At 40.2% G+C, this 20,098-nt stretch carries 16 protein-coding genes, 1 other RNA gene and 1 other annotated feature; of the genes, 14 read left to right on the forward strand and 3 right to left on the reverse strand.

The features are described 5' to 3' along the window. The 8 genes from gyrA to ACESPQ_RS10800 all read left to right on the forward strand — a co-directional run bounded on the left by gyrA (position 1) and on the right by ACESPQ_RS10800 (position 9,513). Positions 1 to 2,514, forward strand: coding sequence for a DNA gyrase subunit A (gene gyrA / locus ACESPQ_RS10765; RefSeq protein WP_002606683.1), 2,514 nt, complete (start codon positions 1 to 3; stop codon positions 2,512 to 2,514). Between the two features lie 8 nt (positions 2,515 to 2,522). Next, positions 2,523 to 2,732 (forward strand) — a binding site (T-box leader). Between the two features lie 39 nt (positions 2,733 to 2,771). Then, the gene (serS, locus tag ACESPQ_RS10770; RefSeq protein WP_002606684.1) at positions 2,772 to 4,058 is read left to right on the forward strand and encodes a serine--tRNA ligase; all 1,287 of its coding nucleotides are present in this window, start codon (positions 2,772 to 2,774) and stop codon (positions 4,056 to 4,058) included. An 841-nt stretch (positions 4,059 to 4,899) separates the two neighbouring features. After that, an RNA gene (gene ffs / locus ACESPQ_RS10775) (signal recognition particle sRNA small type) lies at positions 4,900 to 4,997 on the forward strand. 13 nt (positions 4,998 to 5,010) lie between these two features. Further along, positions 5,011 to 5,466 carry a tRNA adenosine(34) deaminase TadA gene (tadA, locus tag ACESPQ_RS10780; protein WP_002606686.1) on the forward strand — a complete coding sequence of 152 codons (456 nt, stop codon included), beginning with the start codon at positions 5,011 to 5,013 and terminating at the stop codon, positions 5,464 to 5,466. Positions 5,467 to 5,560: 94 nt separating this feature from the next. After that, positions 5,561 to 7,366 carry a DNA polymerase III subunit gamma/tau gene (dnaX, locus tag ACESPQ_RS10785; protein ID WP_373144344.1) on the forward strand — a complete coding sequence of 602 codons (1,806 nt, stop codon included), beginning with the start codon at positions 5,561 to 5,563 and terminating at the stop codon, positions 7,364 to 7,366. Between the two features lie 4 nt (positions 7,367 to 7,370). Next, positions 7,371 to 7,679, forward strand: coding sequence for a YbaB/EbfC family nucleoid-associated protein (locus tag ACESPQ_RS10790; RefSeq protein WP_002606688.1), 309 nt, complete (start codon positions 7,371 to 7,373; stop codon positions 7,677 to 7,679). After that, positions 7,679 to 8,275 carry a recombination mediator RecR gene (gene recR / locus ACESPQ_RS10795; protein WP_002606689.1) on the forward strand — a complete coding sequence of 199 codons (597 nt, stop codon included), beginning with the start codon at positions 7,679 to 7,681 and terminating at the stop codon, positions 8,273 to 8,275. Before ACESPQ_RS10790 ends, recR begins: the two co-directional genes overlap by 1 nt. Positions 8,276 to 8,577: 302 nt before the next feature. After that, the gene (locus ACESPQ_RS10800; protein ID WP_002606690.1) at positions 8,578 to 9,513 is read left to right on the forward strand and encodes a hypothetical protein; all 936 of its coding nucleotides are present in this window, start codon (positions 8,578 to 8,580) and stop codon (positions 9,511 to 9,513) included. On the opposite strand, the gene ACESPQ_RS10805 is transcribed toward ACESPQ_RS10800, so the two are convergent. Beyond that, positions 9,496 to 9,747: a DUF1294 domain-containing protein gene (locus tag ACESPQ_RS10805; RefSeq protein WP_038274119.1), complete on the reverse strand. Its 252-nt coding sequence runs from the start codon at positions 9,745 to 9,747 to the stop codon at positions 9,496 to 9,498. The two genes, ACESPQ_RS10800 and ACESPQ_RS10805, sit on opposite strands and share 18 nt — an antisense overlap. Continuing rightward, positions 9,744 to 10,301, reverse strand: coding sequence for a CYTH domain-containing protein (locus ACESPQ_RS10810; RefSeq protein ID WP_002606691.1), 558 nt, complete (start codon positions 10,299 to 10,301; stop codon positions 9,744 to 9,746). Before ACESPQ_RS10810 ends, ACESPQ_RS10805 begins: the two co-directional genes overlap by 4 nt. 59 nt (positions 10,302 to 10,360) lie before the next feature. On the opposite strand from ACESPQ_RS10810, the gene ACESPQ_RS10815 reads away from it, so the two are divergent. Further along, positions 10,361 to 11,134 carry an NAD kinase gene (locus tag ACESPQ_RS10815; protein ID WP_008816032.1) on the forward strand — a complete coding sequence of 258 codons (774 nt, stop codon included), beginning with the start codon at positions 10,361 to 10,363 and terminating at the stop codon, positions 11,132 to 11,134. A 266-nt stretch (positions 11,135 to 11,400) separates the two neighbouring features. On the opposite strand, the gene ACESPQ_RS10820 is transcribed toward ACESPQ_RS10815, so the two are convergent. Continuing rightward, complete coding sequence (locus tag ACESPQ_RS10820) at positions 11,401 to 12,621, reverse strand: FtsW/RodA/SpoVE family cell cycle protein (RefSeq protein WP_002606693.1); 1,221 nt, start codon at positions 12,619 to 12,621, stop codon at positions 11,401 to 11,403. A 224-nt stretch (positions 12,622 to 12,845) separates the two neighbouring features. On the opposite strand from ACESPQ_RS10820, the gene mutS reads away from it, so the two are divergent. The 5 genes from mutS (at position 12,846) to ACESPQ_RS10845 (ending at position 20,080) form a co-directional block, all read left to right on the forward strand. Beyond that, positions 12,846 to 15,377 carry a DNA mismatch repair protein MutS gene (gene mutS / locus ACESPQ_RS10825; RefSeq protein WP_009270085.1) on the forward strand — a complete coding sequence of 844 codons (2,532 nt, stop codon included), beginning with the start codon at positions 12,846 to 12,848 and terminating at the stop codon, positions 15,375 to 15,377. 60 nt (positions 15,378 to 15,437) lie between these two features. Next, on the forward strand, positions 15,438 to 17,525 hold the full coding sequence (gene mutL, locus ACESPQ_RS10830; protein ID WP_373144345.1) for a DNA mismatch repair endonuclease MutL: 2,088 nt from the start codon (positions 15,438 to 15,440) through the stop codon (positions 17,523 to 17,525). 132 nt (positions 17,526 to 17,657) lie between these two features. Then, on the forward strand, positions 17,658 to 18,569 hold the full coding sequence (miaA, locus tag ACESPQ_RS10835) for a tRNA (adenosine(37)-N6)-dimethylallyltransferase MiaA (RefSeq protein WP_109770794.1): 912 nt from the start codon (positions 17,658 to 17,660) through the stop codon (positions 18,567 to 18,569). Position 18,570: 1 nt separating this feature from the next. Next, entirely contained in the window at positions 18,571 to 19,311 is a 741-nt protein-coding gene (locus ACESPQ_RS10840; RefSeq protein WP_002606697.1) for a tRNA threonylcarbamoyladenosine dehydratase, read from the forward strand. Then, positions 19,301 to 20,080 carry a nitroreductase family protein gene (locus ACESPQ_RS10845; protein ID WP_002606698.1) on the forward strand — a complete coding sequence of 260 codons (780 nt, stop codon included), beginning with the start codon at positions 19,301 to 19,303 and terminating at the stop codon, positions 20,078 to 20,080. Before ACESPQ_RS10840 ends, ACESPQ_RS10845 begins: the two co-directional genes overlap by 11 nt. Positions 20,081 to 20,098 lie beyond the last annotated feature (18 nt).

The raw sequence follows: 20,098 nt of genomic DNA on the forward strand, positions 1-20,098 counted from the left end.
ATGGATTTAAACAAGGAAAAACTGATTCAGGTAGATATTTCAAAAGAAATGAAAACCTCCTTTCTGGACTATTCAATGTCTGTAATCGTAGATCGTGCACTGCCTGATGTTCGTGATGGAATGAAGCCTGTTCATCGCCGTATTCTGCATGCGATGAATGAGCTGGGAATTGTGGCAAGCAAGCCGTTTAAAAAGTCAGCGCGTATCGTTGGTGAAGTAATCGGTAAGTATCATCCGCACGGTGATACAGCCGTATATGACGCCATGGTTCGTATGGCACAGGACTTCAGCTACCGCTACATGCTGGTACAGGGACATGGTAACTTCGGTTCCATGGATGGTGACGGTGCGGCGGCAATGCGTTATACCGAAGCCCGAATGTCTAAAATCGCTATGGAAATGATGAAGGATATCAATAAGGATACCGTTGATTTCATACCCAACTATGACAATGAGGAAACTGAGCCGGCTGTGCTGCCTGCCAGATTCCCGAATCTGCTGGTAAACGGTTCTGTCGGTATTGCGGTAGGTATGGCGACCAATATACCGCCGCATAATCTTACAGAAACGATAGACGCAACCTTTGCCATTATGGATAATCCGGAGATTTCCGTTGTGGAGCTGATGGACAATTATATCAAGGGTCCTGATTTTCCAACAGGCGGTATCATTCTGGGAAGAGCCGGAATTCGACAGGCATTTGAAACAGGCCGCGGCTCCATCATGGTACGCAGTAAGCATCATCTGGAGGATATGGGCAACGGTAAGACAAGAATTGTTGTGACTGAAATCCCGTATCAGGTGAATAAAGCGAACCTGATTACCAAAATCGCAGACCTAGTAAGAGAAAAGCAGATTGAAGGTATCACTTATCTGAATGATGAATCAAACCGTGAGGGTATTCGAATCGTGATCGAACTGCGTAAGGATGCTCAACCGGATGTTATTTTGAATCAGCTGTATCGTATGACACAGCTTCAGACCTCTTTCGGTGTCAACATGCTGGCACTGGTAGAGAAAACACCGAAGCAGATGGGAATCCGGGAGGCACTTCAGCATTATGTGAATCATCAGATTGACGTTACGGTACGCCGTACAAAATTTGAATTGAAAAAAGCTGAGGATCGTGCTCATATATTGGAAGGTTTGCGTATCGCACTGGATCACATTGATGAAATTATTCGTCTGATTCGCTCCAGTCAGAATGATGCGGAAGCAAGAACTGGTCTGATGGAGCAGTTTAAACTGACGGAGATTCAGGCAAATGCAATCCTGGAGATGCGTTTGCGTCGTTTAACAGGCTTGGAACGCGATAAGATTGAAAATGAATATCGAGAGCTGATGAATACGATAGCAGATTTACGTGATATTCTTGCAAACCATGATCGTGTTCTCGGGATTATCCGTGATGAGCTGACTGAGGTTAAAAATCGCTTTGGCGATGAGCGTCGTACAGAAATCAGTGAGGCAGATTACGATATGCAGGATGAAGATTTAATTCCTGTTGAGGATGTTGTTATCACAATGACAACAAACGGTTATATCAAGCGTATGCCGACAGATACCTATCGTACACAGAACCGTGGAGGCCGCGGTGTGAAGGGTATGTCTGTAAATGAGGATGATATTGTTGATCTGCTGATTACAATGTCCACTCACGACTATCTGATGCTGTTTACCAATCTTGGCAAGGTTTACCGTATCAAAGGGTATAAGGTGCCGAATTCTGGTAGAACGGCTAAGGGCCTTCCAGTCGTGAATCTGTTAAATCTGGACAAGGAGGAGAAGGTGCGTGCACTTGTTCCTGTTCGTCCGGATAGTGAATCCTCCTTCCTGCTGTTCGTCACAAAGAACGGACTGGTTAAGCGAACACCGATGAGTGAATTCGATTCTATACGTCAGAATGGTAAAATCGCCATTACACTTCGTGAATTTGATGAGCTGGTTGGTGTGAAGGAAACAACCGGAGATGATGAAATTATTATCGCAGGCTCCAATGGTAAGGCAGTTCGATTCCATGAAGATGATATTCGTGCTATGGGACGTACGGCAAGCGGTGTGAAGGGCTTTAATGTTGATGGCTCAATCGTAGTAGGTGCTGCTACTTCTAAAGAGGGAACACATCTGCTGGCTGTTAGTGAAAATGGTTATGGTAAGCGTACCGCTATTGAGGAATACCGTCTGACAACACGTGGAGCGAAGGGTGTAAAGACAATCAATGTTACCAATAAAACCGGTGAGCTTGTTTCCGTTCGCGCTGTAAATGGTGATGAGGATGCCATGATTGTTACAAACTCCGGTATTATTATCCGAATATCTGTTGATGATATTGGTATTTACAGCCGTAATACTCAGGGTGTTAAGCTGATCAACGTGGCAGATGAAGAATCTGTTGCCAAGGTGGCTATTGTTGAAAAGGAAGAAGAGGAGCCGGAAGAAGCTGCAGCTGGTGAAGCTTTGGAAAATAATGAAGAAACTACGGAACAGATAATTGACAATCCTGTAGAAGAATGATATAAAATAATAAAACGTTGAAAAGGTCAAGTAAGAAAGCAGGCTACTTTCAGAGATATAACGGTAGGTGTGAGTTATAATAGCTGCTTATGAAATCCGCCTTTGAGTGAATCAATGAACTATTAGTAGTTGATTACGGTAGCACCGTTATAGCTATGAGAGGGTATATCTTTATAGGTATATCAAAAAGGGTGGCAACACGAGGTATCGTCCCTTTATGGACATACCTCTTTTTTATATTCTAGGAGGTTATGATTATGCTTGATATGAAATTTTTACGCGAAAATCCTGAAATTGTAAAAGAAAACATAAAAAAGAAGTTTCAGGATCACAAGATTGAGCTTGTAGATAAAGTGATTGCTATGGATAAAGAGAATCGCTCTCTTAAACAACGAGGGGATGAGCTGCGAAGCAAGAGAAATGCTATGAGCAAGGAAATCGGCGGTCTGATGGCCAAAGGTTTAAAGGATGAGGCAAATGCTATTAAAGCCAAGGTTCAGGCTATGGCAGATGAAATGAAGGAAACAGAGGTTAAGGAAACTGAGCTTGCTGAGAAAATCAAGGAAATGATGATGCAGATTCCAAATATCATTCATCCTACGGTCCCGGTTGGTAAGGATGATTCAGAAAATGTTGAACTGCAGAAGTACGGCGAGCCTGTGATTCCTGATTTTGAAATTCCATATCATACAGATATTATGGAACGGTTTGAAGGTATTGATCTGGATAGTGCAAGAAAAGTTGCAGGGAACGGGTTCTATTATCTGATGGGAGATATTGCACGACTTCATTCTGCTGTCATTTCATATGCACGTGATTTTATGATTGATAGAGGATTTACATATGTTGTACCGCCTTTTATGATTCGTAGTAATGTTGTGACCGGGGTTATGAGCTTTGCGGAAATGGAAGGAATGATGTATAAGATTGAGGGCGAGGATTTGTATCTGATCGGTACCAGTGAGCATTCTATGATTGGAAAATTCATTGATACAATTCTTGATGAGAAAAAACTTCCTTATACTTATACAAGCTATTCTCCTTGCTTCCGTAAAGAAAAAGGTGCACACGGTATTGAAGAAAGAGGAGTTTACCGCATTCACCAGTTTGAGAAACAGGAAATGATTGTTGTTTGCAAACCGGAAGAAAGTGAAGACTGGTTTGTAAAGCTGTATACGAATACTGTTGATTTATTCAGAAGTCTGGATATACCAGTGAGAACCTTAGAGTGCTGTTCCGGTGATCTTGCTGATTTGAAGAATAAGTCTGTTGATGTCGAAGCATGGAGTCCACGTCAGAAAAAATATTTTGAAGTGGGAAGCTGTTCTAACTTGACAGATGCACAGGCAAGACGTCTTGGCATTCGCGTAAAGGGTGAGAATGGAAAATATTTTGCTCATACTTTGAATAATACGGTGGTAGCTCCACCTCGAATGCTGATTGCTTTTTTAGAGAATAATCTGAACAAGGACGGCAGTGTGAATATTCCGGAAAAATTGCAGCCATATATGGGAGGCACAAAAATATTGATGCCAAAAAATTAAGCAGTATTGAAAAGGTGATTTTTATATAAATTTCACCTTTTTTAGTATCTAAAACAGCTTATTATTTGTTGGTTAAAAATAGCAGAAAAGCCTTTGTTTATCGTGTTATTTGGATAAATAATACGATATTGTGACTCTCTGATTTACATCGGTATTTTAATAATTGGACGATTGGTAATGTCGTTGCAAATGATTGCACAGCTTTTTTTAGGCATTTTTGTTTCACGTGAAACAATTAAGGATAAATCAAGAAATTTCAGCTGTTACTTATGATTGTTTCATAATGTTTTAAAAGAGATAATAAAAAATGTGTAAGCAAATAGAAGATAAGATATAATGATGCTATACATAAAAAGGTAACCTTATATATGAAAATTATTTTTATACGAAGTAGGCGCAAATCCAATGTTAAGACAATTTCAAACTTTCTTATGTATGCACTAATGATTTTCTAATAATAAAATAAGAAAGCTTCCTCTAGTTGTATCGTGTTTGAGAAAAGGAAGAATCAAATTCTGTTGAAGAATATAATGGTGATAAGTACTCAATGTAGTTATGTTCAACCTGAATTTATGAACTGTTTAGAAAATTAGCCTGCTCACTTTTTTAAAGAGGATAAAAAAGTATTCCGTTTCATTACAATATATTGTATCTGAAATACAATTCATATTACTATCTTGTTAATAGCTCAGATAAAAAAATAGTGTTCGTCTTATAGATAAAGGAGTTTCCTTTATGAAATACAGGATAGACTTGTTCATCACTTGTGAAAGTCAAAATGGTAATTATAAAATATGTGAAAGCAAATTAACTGTTGAAAAAATCAGAGAATATGCTATAATATATAAGCTACTACAATGGTATCTACTGAATTAGGTCAGATTGGGAACAAAGCAGCCTTAAGGGAGCTCTATCATGTGTGGTAGCCCTTTTTTATATCTGAGGTAATTTTATGAAAGAAGAATATATGCGGGCTGCTTTAAGAGAGGCAGAGAAGGCTAAAAAAATAGATGAGGTACCCATTGGCTGTGTTATTGTTAAGGATGATAAAATTATTGCAAGAGGTCATAATCTCAGAGAAACAAAACAGCAGTCAATAAACCATGCTGAAATCATTGCAATTCAAAAAGCTTGTAAAAAGGTAGGAAGCTGGCGTCTTGAGGATTGTGATTTATATGTTACTCTGGAGCCCTGTTGCATGTGTGCAGGTGCTATTCTGCAATCACGTATCAGAACTGTTATCTATGGAACTACTGATCCAAAGGGTGGAAGCATTGAAAGTACCTTGCATATGTATGAACAGCCGGGATATAACCATTATCCGAAAGTTGAATCCGGTGTTCTTCAAAACGAATGTTCACAGCTCTTAAAGAATTTCTTTAAAGAAAAAAGACTAAAAAGGAAATAAAAGCAAATACTGTAAGAAAGAAAAGTATTTGCTTTTATTATGTAAAATTCATTGTCAGCATGATATAATTGACAGTGGAGAAAGCAGGTGAAGTATGGCATATAAAGCGTTATATCGTACTTATCGTCCAAACAGTTTTGATGAAGTAGCAGGACAAAAGCACGTTGTACAAACCTTGCAGCATGCAGTGGAACAGCATAAGATTGCACATGCTTATTTGTTCTGCGGCCCCCGTGGTACAGGAAAAACATCAATTGCGAAAATCTTTGCGAAAACAATAAATTGTGAGAATCCAAATCATAAACCATGTTTGGAATGTGATAACTGTAGGGCAGTACAGGATGGAAGCCATCCGGATATTATTGAGATAGATGCTGCCAGCAATAATGGTGTAGAAGAAGTACGTACACTGATAGAAAAAGTTAAGTATGCGCCATTGAAGGGTAAATATAAAATTTATATTATTGATGAGGTCCATATGATGTCAACGGGTGCATTTAATGCGCTGTTAAAGACGATTGAGGAACCACCGGAACATGTTATTTTTATTTTAGCTACGACAGAGCCGCATAAGGTGCTGCCTACGATTATTTCACGTTGTCAGCGGTTTGATTTTACTAAAGTTCCACGTGATGAAATCGTTCAGAGGATACATACTATTCTAGAGAGAGAACAGATTACGTGTGAAGAGGAAGTAATTCGGATTATTGCACAGCTTTCTGATGGCGGATTGCGCGATGCTTTATCTATTCTTGATCAATGTATTGCGTATGCACAGAATCATATCCAGGTGCATCATATTAATGAAATTTATGGCATTACAACCATACAGGAAAAATTAGATTTGTATCGTTATATCTATGGAAAAGATGCAGTATCCCTGTTAAATGCGATAGATCAGCTTATTGAAAAAGGTATTGATATCAAAAGGCTGACTGTTGATTTAATTGAAATATTAAAGGAGAGTATCATTTTCGAGTATACGAAGGATGCATCTCTGCTGCATATTCTAAATAGTGAAGAGGTTTTAACTCTGATTGATGGAAAATCTATTGCAGAGAGGTTTCAAATGATACATCTTCTAATGGAAACATATGATAAATATAGAAGTGCAGCAAATGCAGGATCTTATTTTGAGGTCTGTTTACTGCAAATGCTGGATGTAAAGGCAACTGTGGTGACAACGACATCACATCCATTGGAGACTCCTAGGCAGGAACAAAAACCAGTAAGCACTGTTAATAATGTTTCACGTGAAACATCTAAGAAGAAACCTATACTTGAGGTTCCTATGGATGATGAACCATTTACACCATATGATACACCAGTATTAGATTCACCAGTAACAAAGAGTGCGAAGTCTTCACATATACCGGAAAATATAGTAAGCAAGGAAATTACTGCTGTTTCAACAAAAGCTTTAAAGCCATTGGAGAATGAATTTGTTCTTGGACTTCTTGCCGGAGCAAATAAACCTGAAAAAGCAAAGGATAGTCAGCATTTTCAGAAAATACCTGAATTCATGCTCGATTTTAAATATGCTAAATATGGAAGTCTTTTAAAGAATGCAAGTATTGTAGGCAGTGGTAATACCTATATAGTTGTATGTGTCGATAATCAGGCAGTAGCAAATGAAATAAATGAGATGGACAGTAAAAATGAATTTCATGATTTCATTACTGAATTGATGGAAAAGAATAAAAAAATATTTGCTATTTCTGCTGATCAGCAGAAATATGTTATCAAAGAGTTTAAAGACCGTATGATTGCAGGTACATTGCCAGATCCTATACAAATTGAAGCTGTGACGATTGAAAGAAAAGAAGTAAAAGAATTAACACAGGAAGAAGCTGTATTGGATTTGTTCGGTCAGGAAAATATAATAATAACGGAGGAATAAGATTATGAATATGCAGGGATTATTAAAACAGGCACAGAAAATGCAAAAGGAACTTACTAAGCTGGAAGATGAATTAAATGAAAAAGTATATGAAACAACAATGGGTGGTGGTGTTATCAAGGTAGAAGTAAAAGGAAGCATGTCTGTAGAAAGTATCTCAATCGATGAAAGCTTGCTGGAGAAAGATAACAAAGAAGATTTAGAGGATATGCTGAAATCTGCCTTGAATGATGCATTCGCTAAAGCAGTCGAGGATAAAGAAAAAAATATGAATCAAATTACAGGCGGAGTGAAAATGCCAGGTGGCTTCTAATGTATCCTAAGAAATTTGAAGCACTTGTTGAATGCTATCGGAGACTACCGGGTGTAGGAATAAAAACTGCAGAACGCTATGCATTTCAGACGCTCGAATGGGATGATGAAACTATGGACTCTTGGATTCATGCATTTCAAAACGCAAAAGAAGGCTTAAAAAAATGTGCGGTATGCGGCAACTTATCGGAAGATGACACATGTGATATTTGTGGAAATCAAAGTAGAAATAGTCAGATTATATGTGTTGTACAAAGTCCAAAGGATGTTATTGCAATGGAGAAAACAAAAGAATACTCTGGAGTATATCATGTGTTGAATGGTGTAATCTCAACATCAAAAGGTATACTGCCTGAGGATATCAACATAGATTCTCTATTAAACAGAATCAGTGAGGAAACCGAGGAAATTATTATTGCAACCAATCCGACAGTCGAAGGTGAAACTACAGCATTGTACTTATCAAAGCTGCTGGAAAAATATCCGGTTACTGTAACAAGGATTGCACATGGTCTTCCAATGGGCGGACATTTGGACTATGCGGATGAATTAACCTTGATTAAAGCAATTGAAGGAAGAAAGAAAATGGAACCATAATGTTGGTTCTTTTCTTTACTGTATTATAAAATGTAAGAAGTATATAGTAAATGAGGAAGGACAGGAATACCATGCTTTCAAATGTATAGATGTTTAAATAGCGTTTAAATCAAGAATATGAAAAAGGGAACAACCTCCTACAGCAACAGCAAAATAGGCGATACACAGAAAAAGCATCATCTCTATATGAACTAATTGTATAAATCCTAAATCACCATCACCTTATATATAAAAAAGAAATATTTTCATTTTACTGCAAGCGCTATCATGGTAAAATGGATATATAGGAAGAAGGTGATCATATGGGCTCAATTGCTTATATTACTGATAAAAATATGATGGAGTACCATAGACTTCATGGTAACTCTGTTATCAATTTCTGGAAGCCAAGTATCAAAAGTATTACTGATTTTAAAAAGGGAGACATGCTGTTTTTCTTGACAAAGGGGACAGAGCGTGGGAAAAAAAGAGAAAAGGGAATACTTGGATATGGTCATCTTCGAAAGCAACAAAACATGGGGTTTACACAAATGTGGAATGTATATAAAACTCTGAGTGGCTATCCGGATAAGGAATCATTAAAGCAGGCAATCTGCAAAATTACAAAACAGGAGGAAGTACCAGAGCTACTTTCCTGCATGGAATTAGAAAATGTTATCTATTTTCAATATCCGATTTACCTAAGTGAAATCGGTATGAAAATTTCCAATAATATAGAAAGCTTTTTCTATATAGATAAAGAGGATATACAAAATACAGGAAGACTACTGCATCTGGCATCCTCTATTGGTACGGATATGTGGGTGAACAGTACTGTTATTACAAAGGAAAAGAATATGCAGGAGGATGCTGTACTTCAAATACTGGAGAACCTGAGCAGACGTATAGAGACTAGCTTCTATTCAGAATATGAAGAATCAAAAATACGTCATTATATACAAAAACTTCAGGATGCAAATATACAGTCAATTAGAAACAGTAAAACAGAGTATTGGACAAAATGCGATGGAAAAATAATGATTCTACTTCCATGCCTCTTAAACTTTATAGATGCTGAAAGTAAAATGCAGTATAGCATTGGTCATTATCAGCTATTTAAAGTATATATAAATCAAAGTGAATATGCTGATCAGATTTCCATCAAACTATTGTTTAACCAAAAGATCCACAGTAATTGGAGACTTGCTCTCAGCTATTTAAAGATAGAATATGAAGAAAGGCTAGTCGAAGAGGACTAGCCTTATAGCTATTACCTGAAGAATACAAAAGAAAGGGACCATAAGAATGAATTTTGTTTTCCTTATTTTGTGTCGGAAAGCAATCATTCCAAGACCAATACCAAAAGCTCCTCCAAGGAATGCATACAGTAACAGAAATCGCTCAGGTATTCGATAACGCTTATGGATGGCTTTCCATTTATCAATTCCCATCATACAAAATGAAATCACGTTCCAGAAGACGAAGTAGATCATTTCTCCACTGCCTGCAAAGCACGCTGAATCTTAGATGTGCAGTTTTTTTCATAAACAAGCTGCACATGAGAAAGAAGCTTCTGAAAAACAGAGAGCCCGTCATGTGGCTGCTTATATTCATATTCAATTTCATAATCTGTATGATTTCCATAGGTGCTGATATCAAAGCATAGTTCAGCATTCTCTGTTTCTACAACAGCTCTTTTTGTCACCAGAGTAGTTAACGGAATGATTGCAGCTTCAATTTGATACTCATGCAATAGCTGAACAATTTCCTCTGATTGCAGAGCATGAACACTGTTTTCAGATACTTCACACTCACACTCGCACAGCCCATCAAGATTCTCCTGCCGCATCTTTAATGTAAACAGAAACCTTCCATTTCGCTCCCGTATACGCATTGCACCCTTCTTTTTCTGAATGTCCCCGTTTACCGTATCATAATAGGTATTGGTCTGGGTTATAAAATTCAGATTTTCATACAAACCACACAGCTTATCAAACTGTTCCTTGTTCACAAGCATTTTATATTCTTTTTCAACATGTTTATTCATCTTTCATCACCTTATAGGATATGATACAATAGTACCATAACAAAAGGAAGTGATTTGTGATGAAATATTCAGTAGTTGCGAAAAAAGATGCAAAATCACATGCAGTAGAGGAGAAAATCAAAGAGCGTCTGCAGTCTTCTGGCTGGATTTATGACAAAGCAGAACCACAGCTTGTTATCTGTGTGGGAGGAGACGGTACACTGCTGTATGGCGTGCATCAGTATCTGCATCGAATCAGCGAAGTAAACTTCCTTGGCATTCATACAGGAACCCTTGGCTTTTTCACGGACTATACGGAAGAGGAACTGGAGGAATGCCTGCATGATGTATTGGAAAAGGAGCCTGTGATATTTGAATCCGGTTTATTGAAAATAAAGCTGGATAATAATCCAAACCCTTATTATGCATTAAATGAGATGCGTGTTGAGAATATTGTGAAATCTCAAATCATGGATATATATGTAGACGGTGAGTTTTTTGAAACCTGCAGAGGCTCCGGAATCTGTCTATCCACTCAGGCAGGATCCACTGCATATAATCGATCTCTGGGAGGAGCAGTTATAGACTGTGGATTATCTCTTATGCAGCTGGCGGAAATAACAGCTATTCAGCACTCCAAGCACCGCTCCCTCGGAAATCCGTATATCATGATGGAGAACCGTCATGTAACAATGAAAAGTGAAACCTTTGATACAGCAATACTCTGCTATGATCATTTGAATGTGCCGTTGGAAGCCACCAAAGAAATCTATTGCGAGATGTCTGATCGGAAGGTTAGATTCGCACGTTATCGTCATTACAGTTATTTGAGAAGATTAAAGAATTTATACTGACAGATAGTTTTGAAGAAGGGATATGATTTAGTCATAAGCTGCTTCATTAGTCTATTCAGCTGCAGAGAGAACGAAGATTATCGCATCATGAAAAGTAAAAAAACAGATACGCGTGGAATCTGTTTTTTTATCCGTTTTTTCCTGTATCAACCATTATTTACTTTTGAGAAATGTATCAAATATCAATAAATTGAAGTAGCATGCGCATTTCATCCGTTATAAAAAAAGCAAGCAAAATAAAACCAATCACAAAACTTATGATTGGCTTATTCATATACATAATCAGAGAGCTTTTTTGCTTTTGCACTGGCATTCATAATGATTCCAAATGCAATCAGATATGACAGTAATGATGAACCGCCATACGATATCATAGGAAGCGTGATTCCGGTAATCGGCAATAAACCGATTATCATCCCGATATTTTGTATCTGTTGATACAGCAGCATCCCCAGAATACCCAGAATGAAATACTTTTCAAACATATTCTTTGACATGCTGGCAATACGGCATAAATGAATATCAAGCCCAAGACACAGAACCACTATGAATAATGTTCCGATCAAGCCCCAGCTTTGTCCGATAACAGCAAAGATAAAGTCGGTCTGTGCTTCCGGTATGGATACCAGCTCGATTCCCATACCATGACCTGTAAGGCCGGCCGAGCCAAGAGCAAGCAAGGCCATATACAGCTGATGCCCCTCTCCATTGATATCTGTTTCCGGATTCAGCCATGCTGTTATTCGTTTCAGACGATATCCTCCTTCACCACCAATCAGCTCATTCAGAACATTGAAATGATAGTAATACATATAGAAGAATAATACCAGCACAATGACAATCAGGATACCTATGATGACAAACCATTGTTTTTTTATACCGGAACATACGATCATCGCCACCAGTGAAATAGCGATAATCAATACCACTCCGGTATCTGGCTGAGCAAGAATCAGAAGGATAGGGGGAACTGCCCATTTCGCTACATTCATAAACAAAGAGAAATCCATTTCATAGGACTCTGTTAATTTGTTATTGTTATGCTCATCAATCACACCGGCAGTTATTAAAATCAAAACGATTTTCATAAACTCACTGGGCTGAAAAGAACCGAACGGCCCCAGCTTAAACCAGGATGTGGCACCGTTTGTTGTGATGATCATTCCCAGCAGACTGCCTCCGGTCAACATATTGTATACCTTACCAATCAGCAGCACCACAAGACAAACCATAAGAAACCAGTATCCTATTTTTGCGAACTGCAGCATAGAATCATTACCGAGATACATAATCACACCGATCGCGATTGATCCGATAATAAACCACATTGCCTGCTTCATCATATAGTCTATACCGGCTGCCTGACCGATAATACCAAAAGCGGAATAGATGGATAGAAGACTCATGCCAATCATTAAAATCAAATATGTAACTAAAACAAAATCGAACTTATCCGGACTCTTTGCCCTGGATAATCCTATTTTCATTTGCACCACTCCAGACAAAAACCTTTTCGAAACAAGGTTGTACTTATTATAACACGGTTTATATTTCTTATGTTGCAGCATGGTCAATTATTTTCTGAATTTCTATTAAGAAATGAGAATAAGCATACACTGCAGGTTAGGATGATTGTATGAAAAAACAAAAGCATATAGGATTATACCCAATGGTCATGTTATAATAATAAGCAGTGAGTGGAGTTGATAAAATGACTAAAAAAGCTACCTATACACCGATGATGAAGCATTATCTGGAATTAAAAGAACAGCATGAGGATGCAATCATATTCTATCGTCTCGGTGATTTTTATGAAATGTTTTTCGAGGATGCAAAGACGGCATCCAGTGAGCTTGATCTGGTTCTGACAGGAAGAAATGCCGGTGTTGAAGAACGGGTACCGATGTGTGGAATTCCACATCATGCCGCAAAGGGATATATACAGCGACTGATTCAAAAAGGATATAAAGTCGCAATTGTTGAGCAGTTGGAGGATCCGGCACTGGCAAAGGGACTGGTGAAGCGGGATGTCATCAAAATCGTTACACCTGGAACCATCATGGATGAAGTAAGTGATGAGAAAACAACTGTCTATATTGCTTCTCTGCATGACTTTCAATTCGGTCTTGCCGTCATACTCTGTGAAATGACAACTGGAGAGCTGCGTGCCCAGCTGATTGATAAGCATGTTATGGCGATACAGAAGGTTCTGCTGGGTAACAATGTACGAGAAATTGTAATACAGGAGAAGTTTGATAAGAAAATCGTGAAGATGATAGAAGAAATGCAGACGATTACCGTTTCCTATCATAATGATAACGCATTAAAGGAAGAATACCGTCATTTGCTGAATGGAATTGAAGATGACCGTGTGGAAACTGCCTTTGGCGTTCTCACCAATTATCTGGATGAAACACAGAAGCGAAATATGGCTCATCTGAATGCTGTTGAAATGGTGTATGAAAATGATTTTCTTCAGATGGATTTTTCGACAAAGCAGAATCTGGAGCTGACCTCCAGTCTGCGCAGCAATTCACGCTCACAGACATTATGGAGCTTTCTTGATAAATGTCGCAGCTCCATGGGCTCTCGGTTATTAAAAAAATGGATTGAATACCCGCTGGTTGATACAGCGATGATTAACCGGCGTCTGGATGCTGTTGAATATTTGAATGATAACTTCATTACGAAGGATGAACTGCGTGAGCATCTGGGCTTTGTCTATGATATGGAGAGACTGAGTGCCAGAGTGGCCTATGGTTCTGCAAACCCGCGGGATATCCTGCGACTGATCAAAACGCTGGAGCATACACCGCAGATTTTTGAATTATTTCATGACTGCAGTGCCTATGAGGAATTTCAGAGTATCGATCCATGCCGGGAGCTGTACGATATGATTGAGGGTGCCATCATCGATAATCCTCCTTTGACATTAAAGGATGGCGGTGTGTTCGTGGAGGGCTATAATGAAGAGCTCGATCAGGTGCGCGAAATCGGTAAAAACGGGAAGAACTGGATTCTTGAGCTTGAAAACAAGGAGCGGGAAAGAACCGGTGTAAAGTCTTTGAAAATCGGATACAACCGTGTATTCGGATATTATATTGAGGTTACAAAAACCAATCTTGATTCTATAAAGGATGAATTTGGTTATGTCAGAAAGCAGACACTGACCAACGCAGAACGCTTTATCACGCAGGAGCTGAAGGATAAAGAGGACGCGATTGTACATGCGCAGGAAAGAAGTATCCGTCTGGAAGCAGAGCTATTCAATCACCTTCTGAATCAAATCAAGGTATATCTGCCTAAGCTGCATGATCTTTCACATGCATTGGCCACGATTGATGCATTATATGCCCTTGCAGAGATTTCCAGTGAAAACGGATATACACGGCCACAGTTTCATACCGGTCATTCCATTCACATGAAGGAAGCAAGACATCCAATTCTGGATCGAATGATGAAAACAACACGTTATGTTTCCAATGATCTGGAGATGGGTGAGGACAATGACATTCTGATGATTACCGGACCGAACATGGGTGGTAAATCCACCTATATGCGACAGACCGTTCTTCTTGTCATCATGGCCCAGATAGGTTGCTTTGTCCCTGCAAAGAAAGCGGAAATGCCAATCTTTGATCAGATATTCACACGGATCGGCGCAAGTGATGATATCATGTCGGGACAGTCAACCTTTATGGTGGAGATGATCGAAGCGAACAATGCATTACAGAATGCCACAGCAAATTCACTCATTTTATTTGATGAGATCGGGCGCGGTACCTCCACATATGACGGTATGGCACTGGCGCAGGCTATGATTGAATATATAATGCGAAATATCAAAGCGAAAACGCTATTCTCTACCCATTACCATGAGCTGACAGAAATGGCAGAAAAGAATGCAGGTATCCGCAATGTGCATGTGGATGTACATGAAGAGGATGATAAGGTTACATTTTTATACCGCGTGCTTGACGGCAAAGCAGATAAATCCTATGGAATCAATGTTGCACGTCTTGCACATCTTCCTTCCTCCGTGCTGGAGCGTGCCAAGCAGATTCTGGACAATCTGGAGCTGCAGCCGAATATGGTAAAAGAGGTGAAGCCACCACTCGTCATAGAAAAAGAGAATCCGCAGCACATGCAAATCATCAATCAGGTTAAACAGGTAGATGTAAATAAAATGACACCGATGGAAGCCATGCAGTTTCTGTATGAGCTGAAGGAAAAAATGTCATAGAAGAGAACTCTGTAATCCCGGATTACAGGTTTTCTGTTTTATAAGAAAGAAGGTGTACTTATGGGTAGAATCAATCGACTGGACGAACATCTCAGCAATATGATTGCGGCTGGAGAGGTCGTGGAACGTCCGCAGGGTATTGTAAAGGAACTGGTTGAAAACTGTATCGATGCACACGCATCAAATATAGAAATACAAATATCACAGGGTGGTATTGCGACCATTACGATTATAGATGATGGTGACGGTATGGATCCTGAGGATGCCACGCTGGCATTTGAGCGGCATGCCACAAGCAAGCTGAAAGAGGTTAATGATCTCTGGAATATACATACAATGGGATTTCGCGGGGAGGCACTGCCTTCCATCGCATCTGTTTCTCATGTACTGCTGCGAACAAATGACGGCACAAGCTCTACAGAGGTGGAGATCAACTACGGCAAGCTGATCAGTGCCAGACCATGTGGGACTCCGAAGGGAACCATGATAGAAATTCAGAATCTGTTTCAGAAAACACCGGCACGCTTCAAGCATCTGAAAAGTCCGCAGTATGAATTTTCTCTTATTTCGGATGTAGTTCAGAAGTTTGCCCTTTCCCATCCGGAAATCGGATTCTGCCTGTCTCATGATGGAAGAACGGTTTTTAAAACCAAGGGCAGCGGTAATCTTTTGGAAGTACTTATGCAGATTTATGGAAGAGACAGTGCGAAGAGTGCGATTTCGCTGGATGGAAGTGATCAGGATTATAAGATAAAAGGCTATATCATGCAGCCGCAGTTTAACCGTGCAACAAAATATTATATGCTGCTGTACATCAATGGCCGTATGATACGTAATTACCATTTGCAGAAGGCAATACTGGATGCATACTCACCTTATATGCCGAAGGACAGATATCCTATCGTTGTCATTGATTTACTGATGGATGCACAGCTGGTGGATGTCAATGTACATCCGTCCAAATGGGAAATTCGTCTGTCCAAGGAAAAGCAGCTGGAAAAGCTCCTCTATGAGACCATTCGCAAAGCACTGCAGGAACAGCTTGAGGTTCCACGAGTTAATATTACAAAGGAAACCGTAAAAGAGAAGGTGGAAGAGCAGGAGCTGCAGTTTACGTATGAACGTGATGATAGCATTTCAAGACTGCATGAGGAAGTAAACGACAGCTTTATACATCCGGAAAAGAATGAAAAGCCCTCTCTGGATATGAAAGAGCTGCGTAGAAAAATCGAAGCAGATAAAAACCGGAGAAAAGAATCAGCTGCTTCGATACAGCCTAAGACTAAGGAAATTCTTCCTGAAATCCGGGAAGAAACAGCATCCTACGAGTCTGAGGATTCAACATCGGTAAAGGCGGTGACAGAGGAAGCAGATGTTAAGGTTCAGCATGAGGACACTGACAAAACAGAAATGCTGCCCGCTGCCGACACCGGGTCTGAGGCACACACACAAGCTATAGAACCAGACATTTCTTCGGATGCAGCTGTTGCATACAAGGAAATCAGTCAGTCCGAGGAGCTTGTCTATGAGAAAAAGGCAGAGGTGGAACAGCCACAGCCTTTGAATCCGAGTCTCCCACAGCTTCGTGTGATTGGTCAGTTCCACAGCTGCTATATCTTGGCAGAGGGTGAAAAGGGTCTGTACATAATTGATCAGCATGCAGCACAGGAGCGCTATCATTATGAAATAATCAGAAAGCAGATTCTTGACGGAAACAATGATACCCAGCCGCTGCTGCTGCCTATAACAATAGAATCTACGATTTCTGCTGTTTCGCAGGCAGATGATTTGAACGCTTTGCTGGAACAGCTCGGCATTCATCTTGAGGTCTTTGGAGATCATACCTTTGTGTGCCGTCAGCTGCCGCTGTGGATGAAGGATGTTGAAGAAGAGGCTTTTCTCTGCGATATGATTGATATATGGGAAAAGGATAAGGAAATCAGTCTGGATAAGCTGCGGAAGCATGCAATAGCTACCATGGCATGTCACAGCTCCATACGCTTTAACCGCAGTCTTACACTGGATGAAATGAAGCGTGTCATAGAGGATTTAGCACATTGTGAGCAGCCGTTTCATTGCCCGCATGGAAGACCGACAATGATCTGTATGGAGGATAAGGCATTGATCCATGAATTTGAACGTGGATAAGCAGCAGGAGGAAACAGCCTGCAAGCATATAGCTGCTTGTAGTCGCTGCCTTTTGAAATGGCATACCTCTGGCTACAGTGAGAACGGATACTGTGAATACTGAGGATATCTTGTGAGAGAACGGAGTTAATTATGGAAAAAGTACTGGTGATTGCAGGTCCCACAGGCGTAGGAAAAACAAGCCTTAGTGTGGAGCTGGCAAAAGCCTGTCATGGAGAGGTTATCAGCGGAGATTCCATGCAGGTTTATAAAGAAATGAGTATCGGAACAGCAAAAATAACAAAGGAGGAAATGCAGGAGGTACCGCATTATCTGATTGATTTCTGTTCCTTTACAGAGGAATACAATGTTAAAATTTTTCAGGAGAAGGCCAGAGAATACATAGCGGAAATCACCAAACATGGGCATCTTCCCATCATATGTGGAGGAACAGGGCTATATATAAAGTCCTGTCTGTATGATTATCAGTTTGTCGATCAGCCGCAGGATAAGGAGTTTATGAATTTTCTGGCAGAGCGAAGTACGGATGAAATATGGGGAATGCTGTCAGTCATTGATCCAAAAGCCTGTGAGAATCTGCATCCGCATAACAGGCAGAGAATCGTTCGTGCTCTTGCGATGGCACATACCGGAGAGAAAAAAAGTGAAATCGTTGAGTCACAGGAACACCGTCCTGTTTACGATGCCTATATCATAGGTCTTACAATGGATCGTTCGCGGCTGTATGAGAGAATCAATGCAAGAGTCGATACCATGATGGAGCAGGGACTGCTGCAGGAAATTGAACAGCTCCATACCCTGCAGGAGGATGTCTGGAGTCTGCAAAGCTTTCAGGGAATCGGCTATAAGGAATGGAAAGCTTACATAGAGGACAGGGAATCAGTTGCCACCTGTGTGGAACGTATTAAGAAAAATTCACGTAATTTTGCGAAACGCCAGTATACATGGTTCCGCAATCAGATGCAGGTGCACTGGTATGATGTTGAAGATGAGAACTATCGCGAAAAAATTTTAGAAGATGTAAAAGCATGGATGGAGAACTGAGATGGAAACACCTTTACAGAGAATGGAGCTTCTGATTGGAGAAAACAATCTGGAAATATTAAAGCGTTCCACCGTCATGGTTGTAGGTGTCGGAGGTGTTGGCTCCTATGCTGCGGAGGCACTGGCAAGAAGTGGAGTCGGAACCCTGATTCTTGTTGATGGTGATACCGTTGCACCCAGCAATCTGAACCGTCAGATACATGCCGTCTATGCTACCATCGGTCGATCAAAAACAGAGGTTATGAAGGAACGAATGGAAAGCTACCGCAGGGACTGTACAATCATCTGCAAGGATATATTTTATAAGGAAGAGGAAAATGCAGTCCTCTTTGATAAACCGGTGGATTTCGTTATCGACGCAATTGATACCATGAGCAGTAAGCTTTCCTTAATCACATACTGCCTGAAACATAAAATACCCTTTATCAGCAGCATGGGGATGGCAAACCGTCTGGATCCGACAAAGGTGGAGTGCTGTGAGCTTATGAAAACAAGCTATGACCCTGTTGCGAAAATTATGCGAAATCTGATTCGGAAGCATCATATAAAAGGAAAGATTCCGGTTGTGTTTTCCAGCGAACAGCCCAGCGTACAAACCAAAATCATAAATGAAAACGGTGTTACCAGAAAGCAGAAAATGCCGCCTGCCAGCTCACCGTTTGTTCCGAGTGCTGCCGGTCTTGCAGCGGCTTCCTATGCTATGCGCATACTGCTTGAGAAAGGAGAACACCATGGACAATGAAACTCTGAAGGTTATTCGTAGCCGTACATCCCTGCGTACCTACGCTGCGAAACCGCTGCGTGAGGAAGAAGAAAATGCCATTATCGAGAGTGCTCTTCTTGCCCCTACTGCTGGAAATCAGATGCTGTATTCCATGATCATCATCCGTGATCAGGAAAAGAAAAAGAAGCTAAGTAAGCTTTGTGACTATCAGATGTTTATACAGGATGCCCCGCTTGTTATTGTATTTGTCGCAGATCATCACCGCTGGTTTGATTATTATCGCATGAACGGCGTAAAGAGGTATGCGGAAAAGCACGGATTATCATTTACATCACCTGCGGAGGGGGATTTAATGCTTGCGGTGGAGGATGCGATGGCTGCAGCGCAAAACAGTGTCATAGCTGCGGAATCTATGGGAATCGGTTCCTGTTATATTGGTGATATACTGGAAAATTATGAAACGGTAAAGGAACTGCTTCAGCTTCCCGATGAGACCTTCCCCATCGCAATGCTATGCTACGGACATTATAAACAAGAGCACAAAAAGGTGTTTAGAAAACGCTTTGATAGAAGGTTTGTGGTATTTGAGGATTCCTATCGGCAGCTGCAAAAAGAGGAATATGAGCAAATGTTTGCCGAGCGTGCGGAAAAGGAATTTCTGACACAGAATAAATATGCAGCGAAAAACTATGCACAGCAGTTCTATGCGAGAAAAACGGGAGCCTCCTTCAGTAAGGAAATGACTAGAAGTGTAAAGGAAGCCTTAAAGGCCTGGACAGGGAAATAACGTCTTATCGCTAACAGA

It is taken from the genome of Clostridium sp. HGF2 (assembly GCF_964240115.1).
GTDB classification, from domain to species: domain Bacteria; phylum Bacillota_I; class Bacilli_A; order Erysipelotrichales; family Erysipelotrichaceae; genus Clostridium_AQ; species Clostridium_AQ innocuum.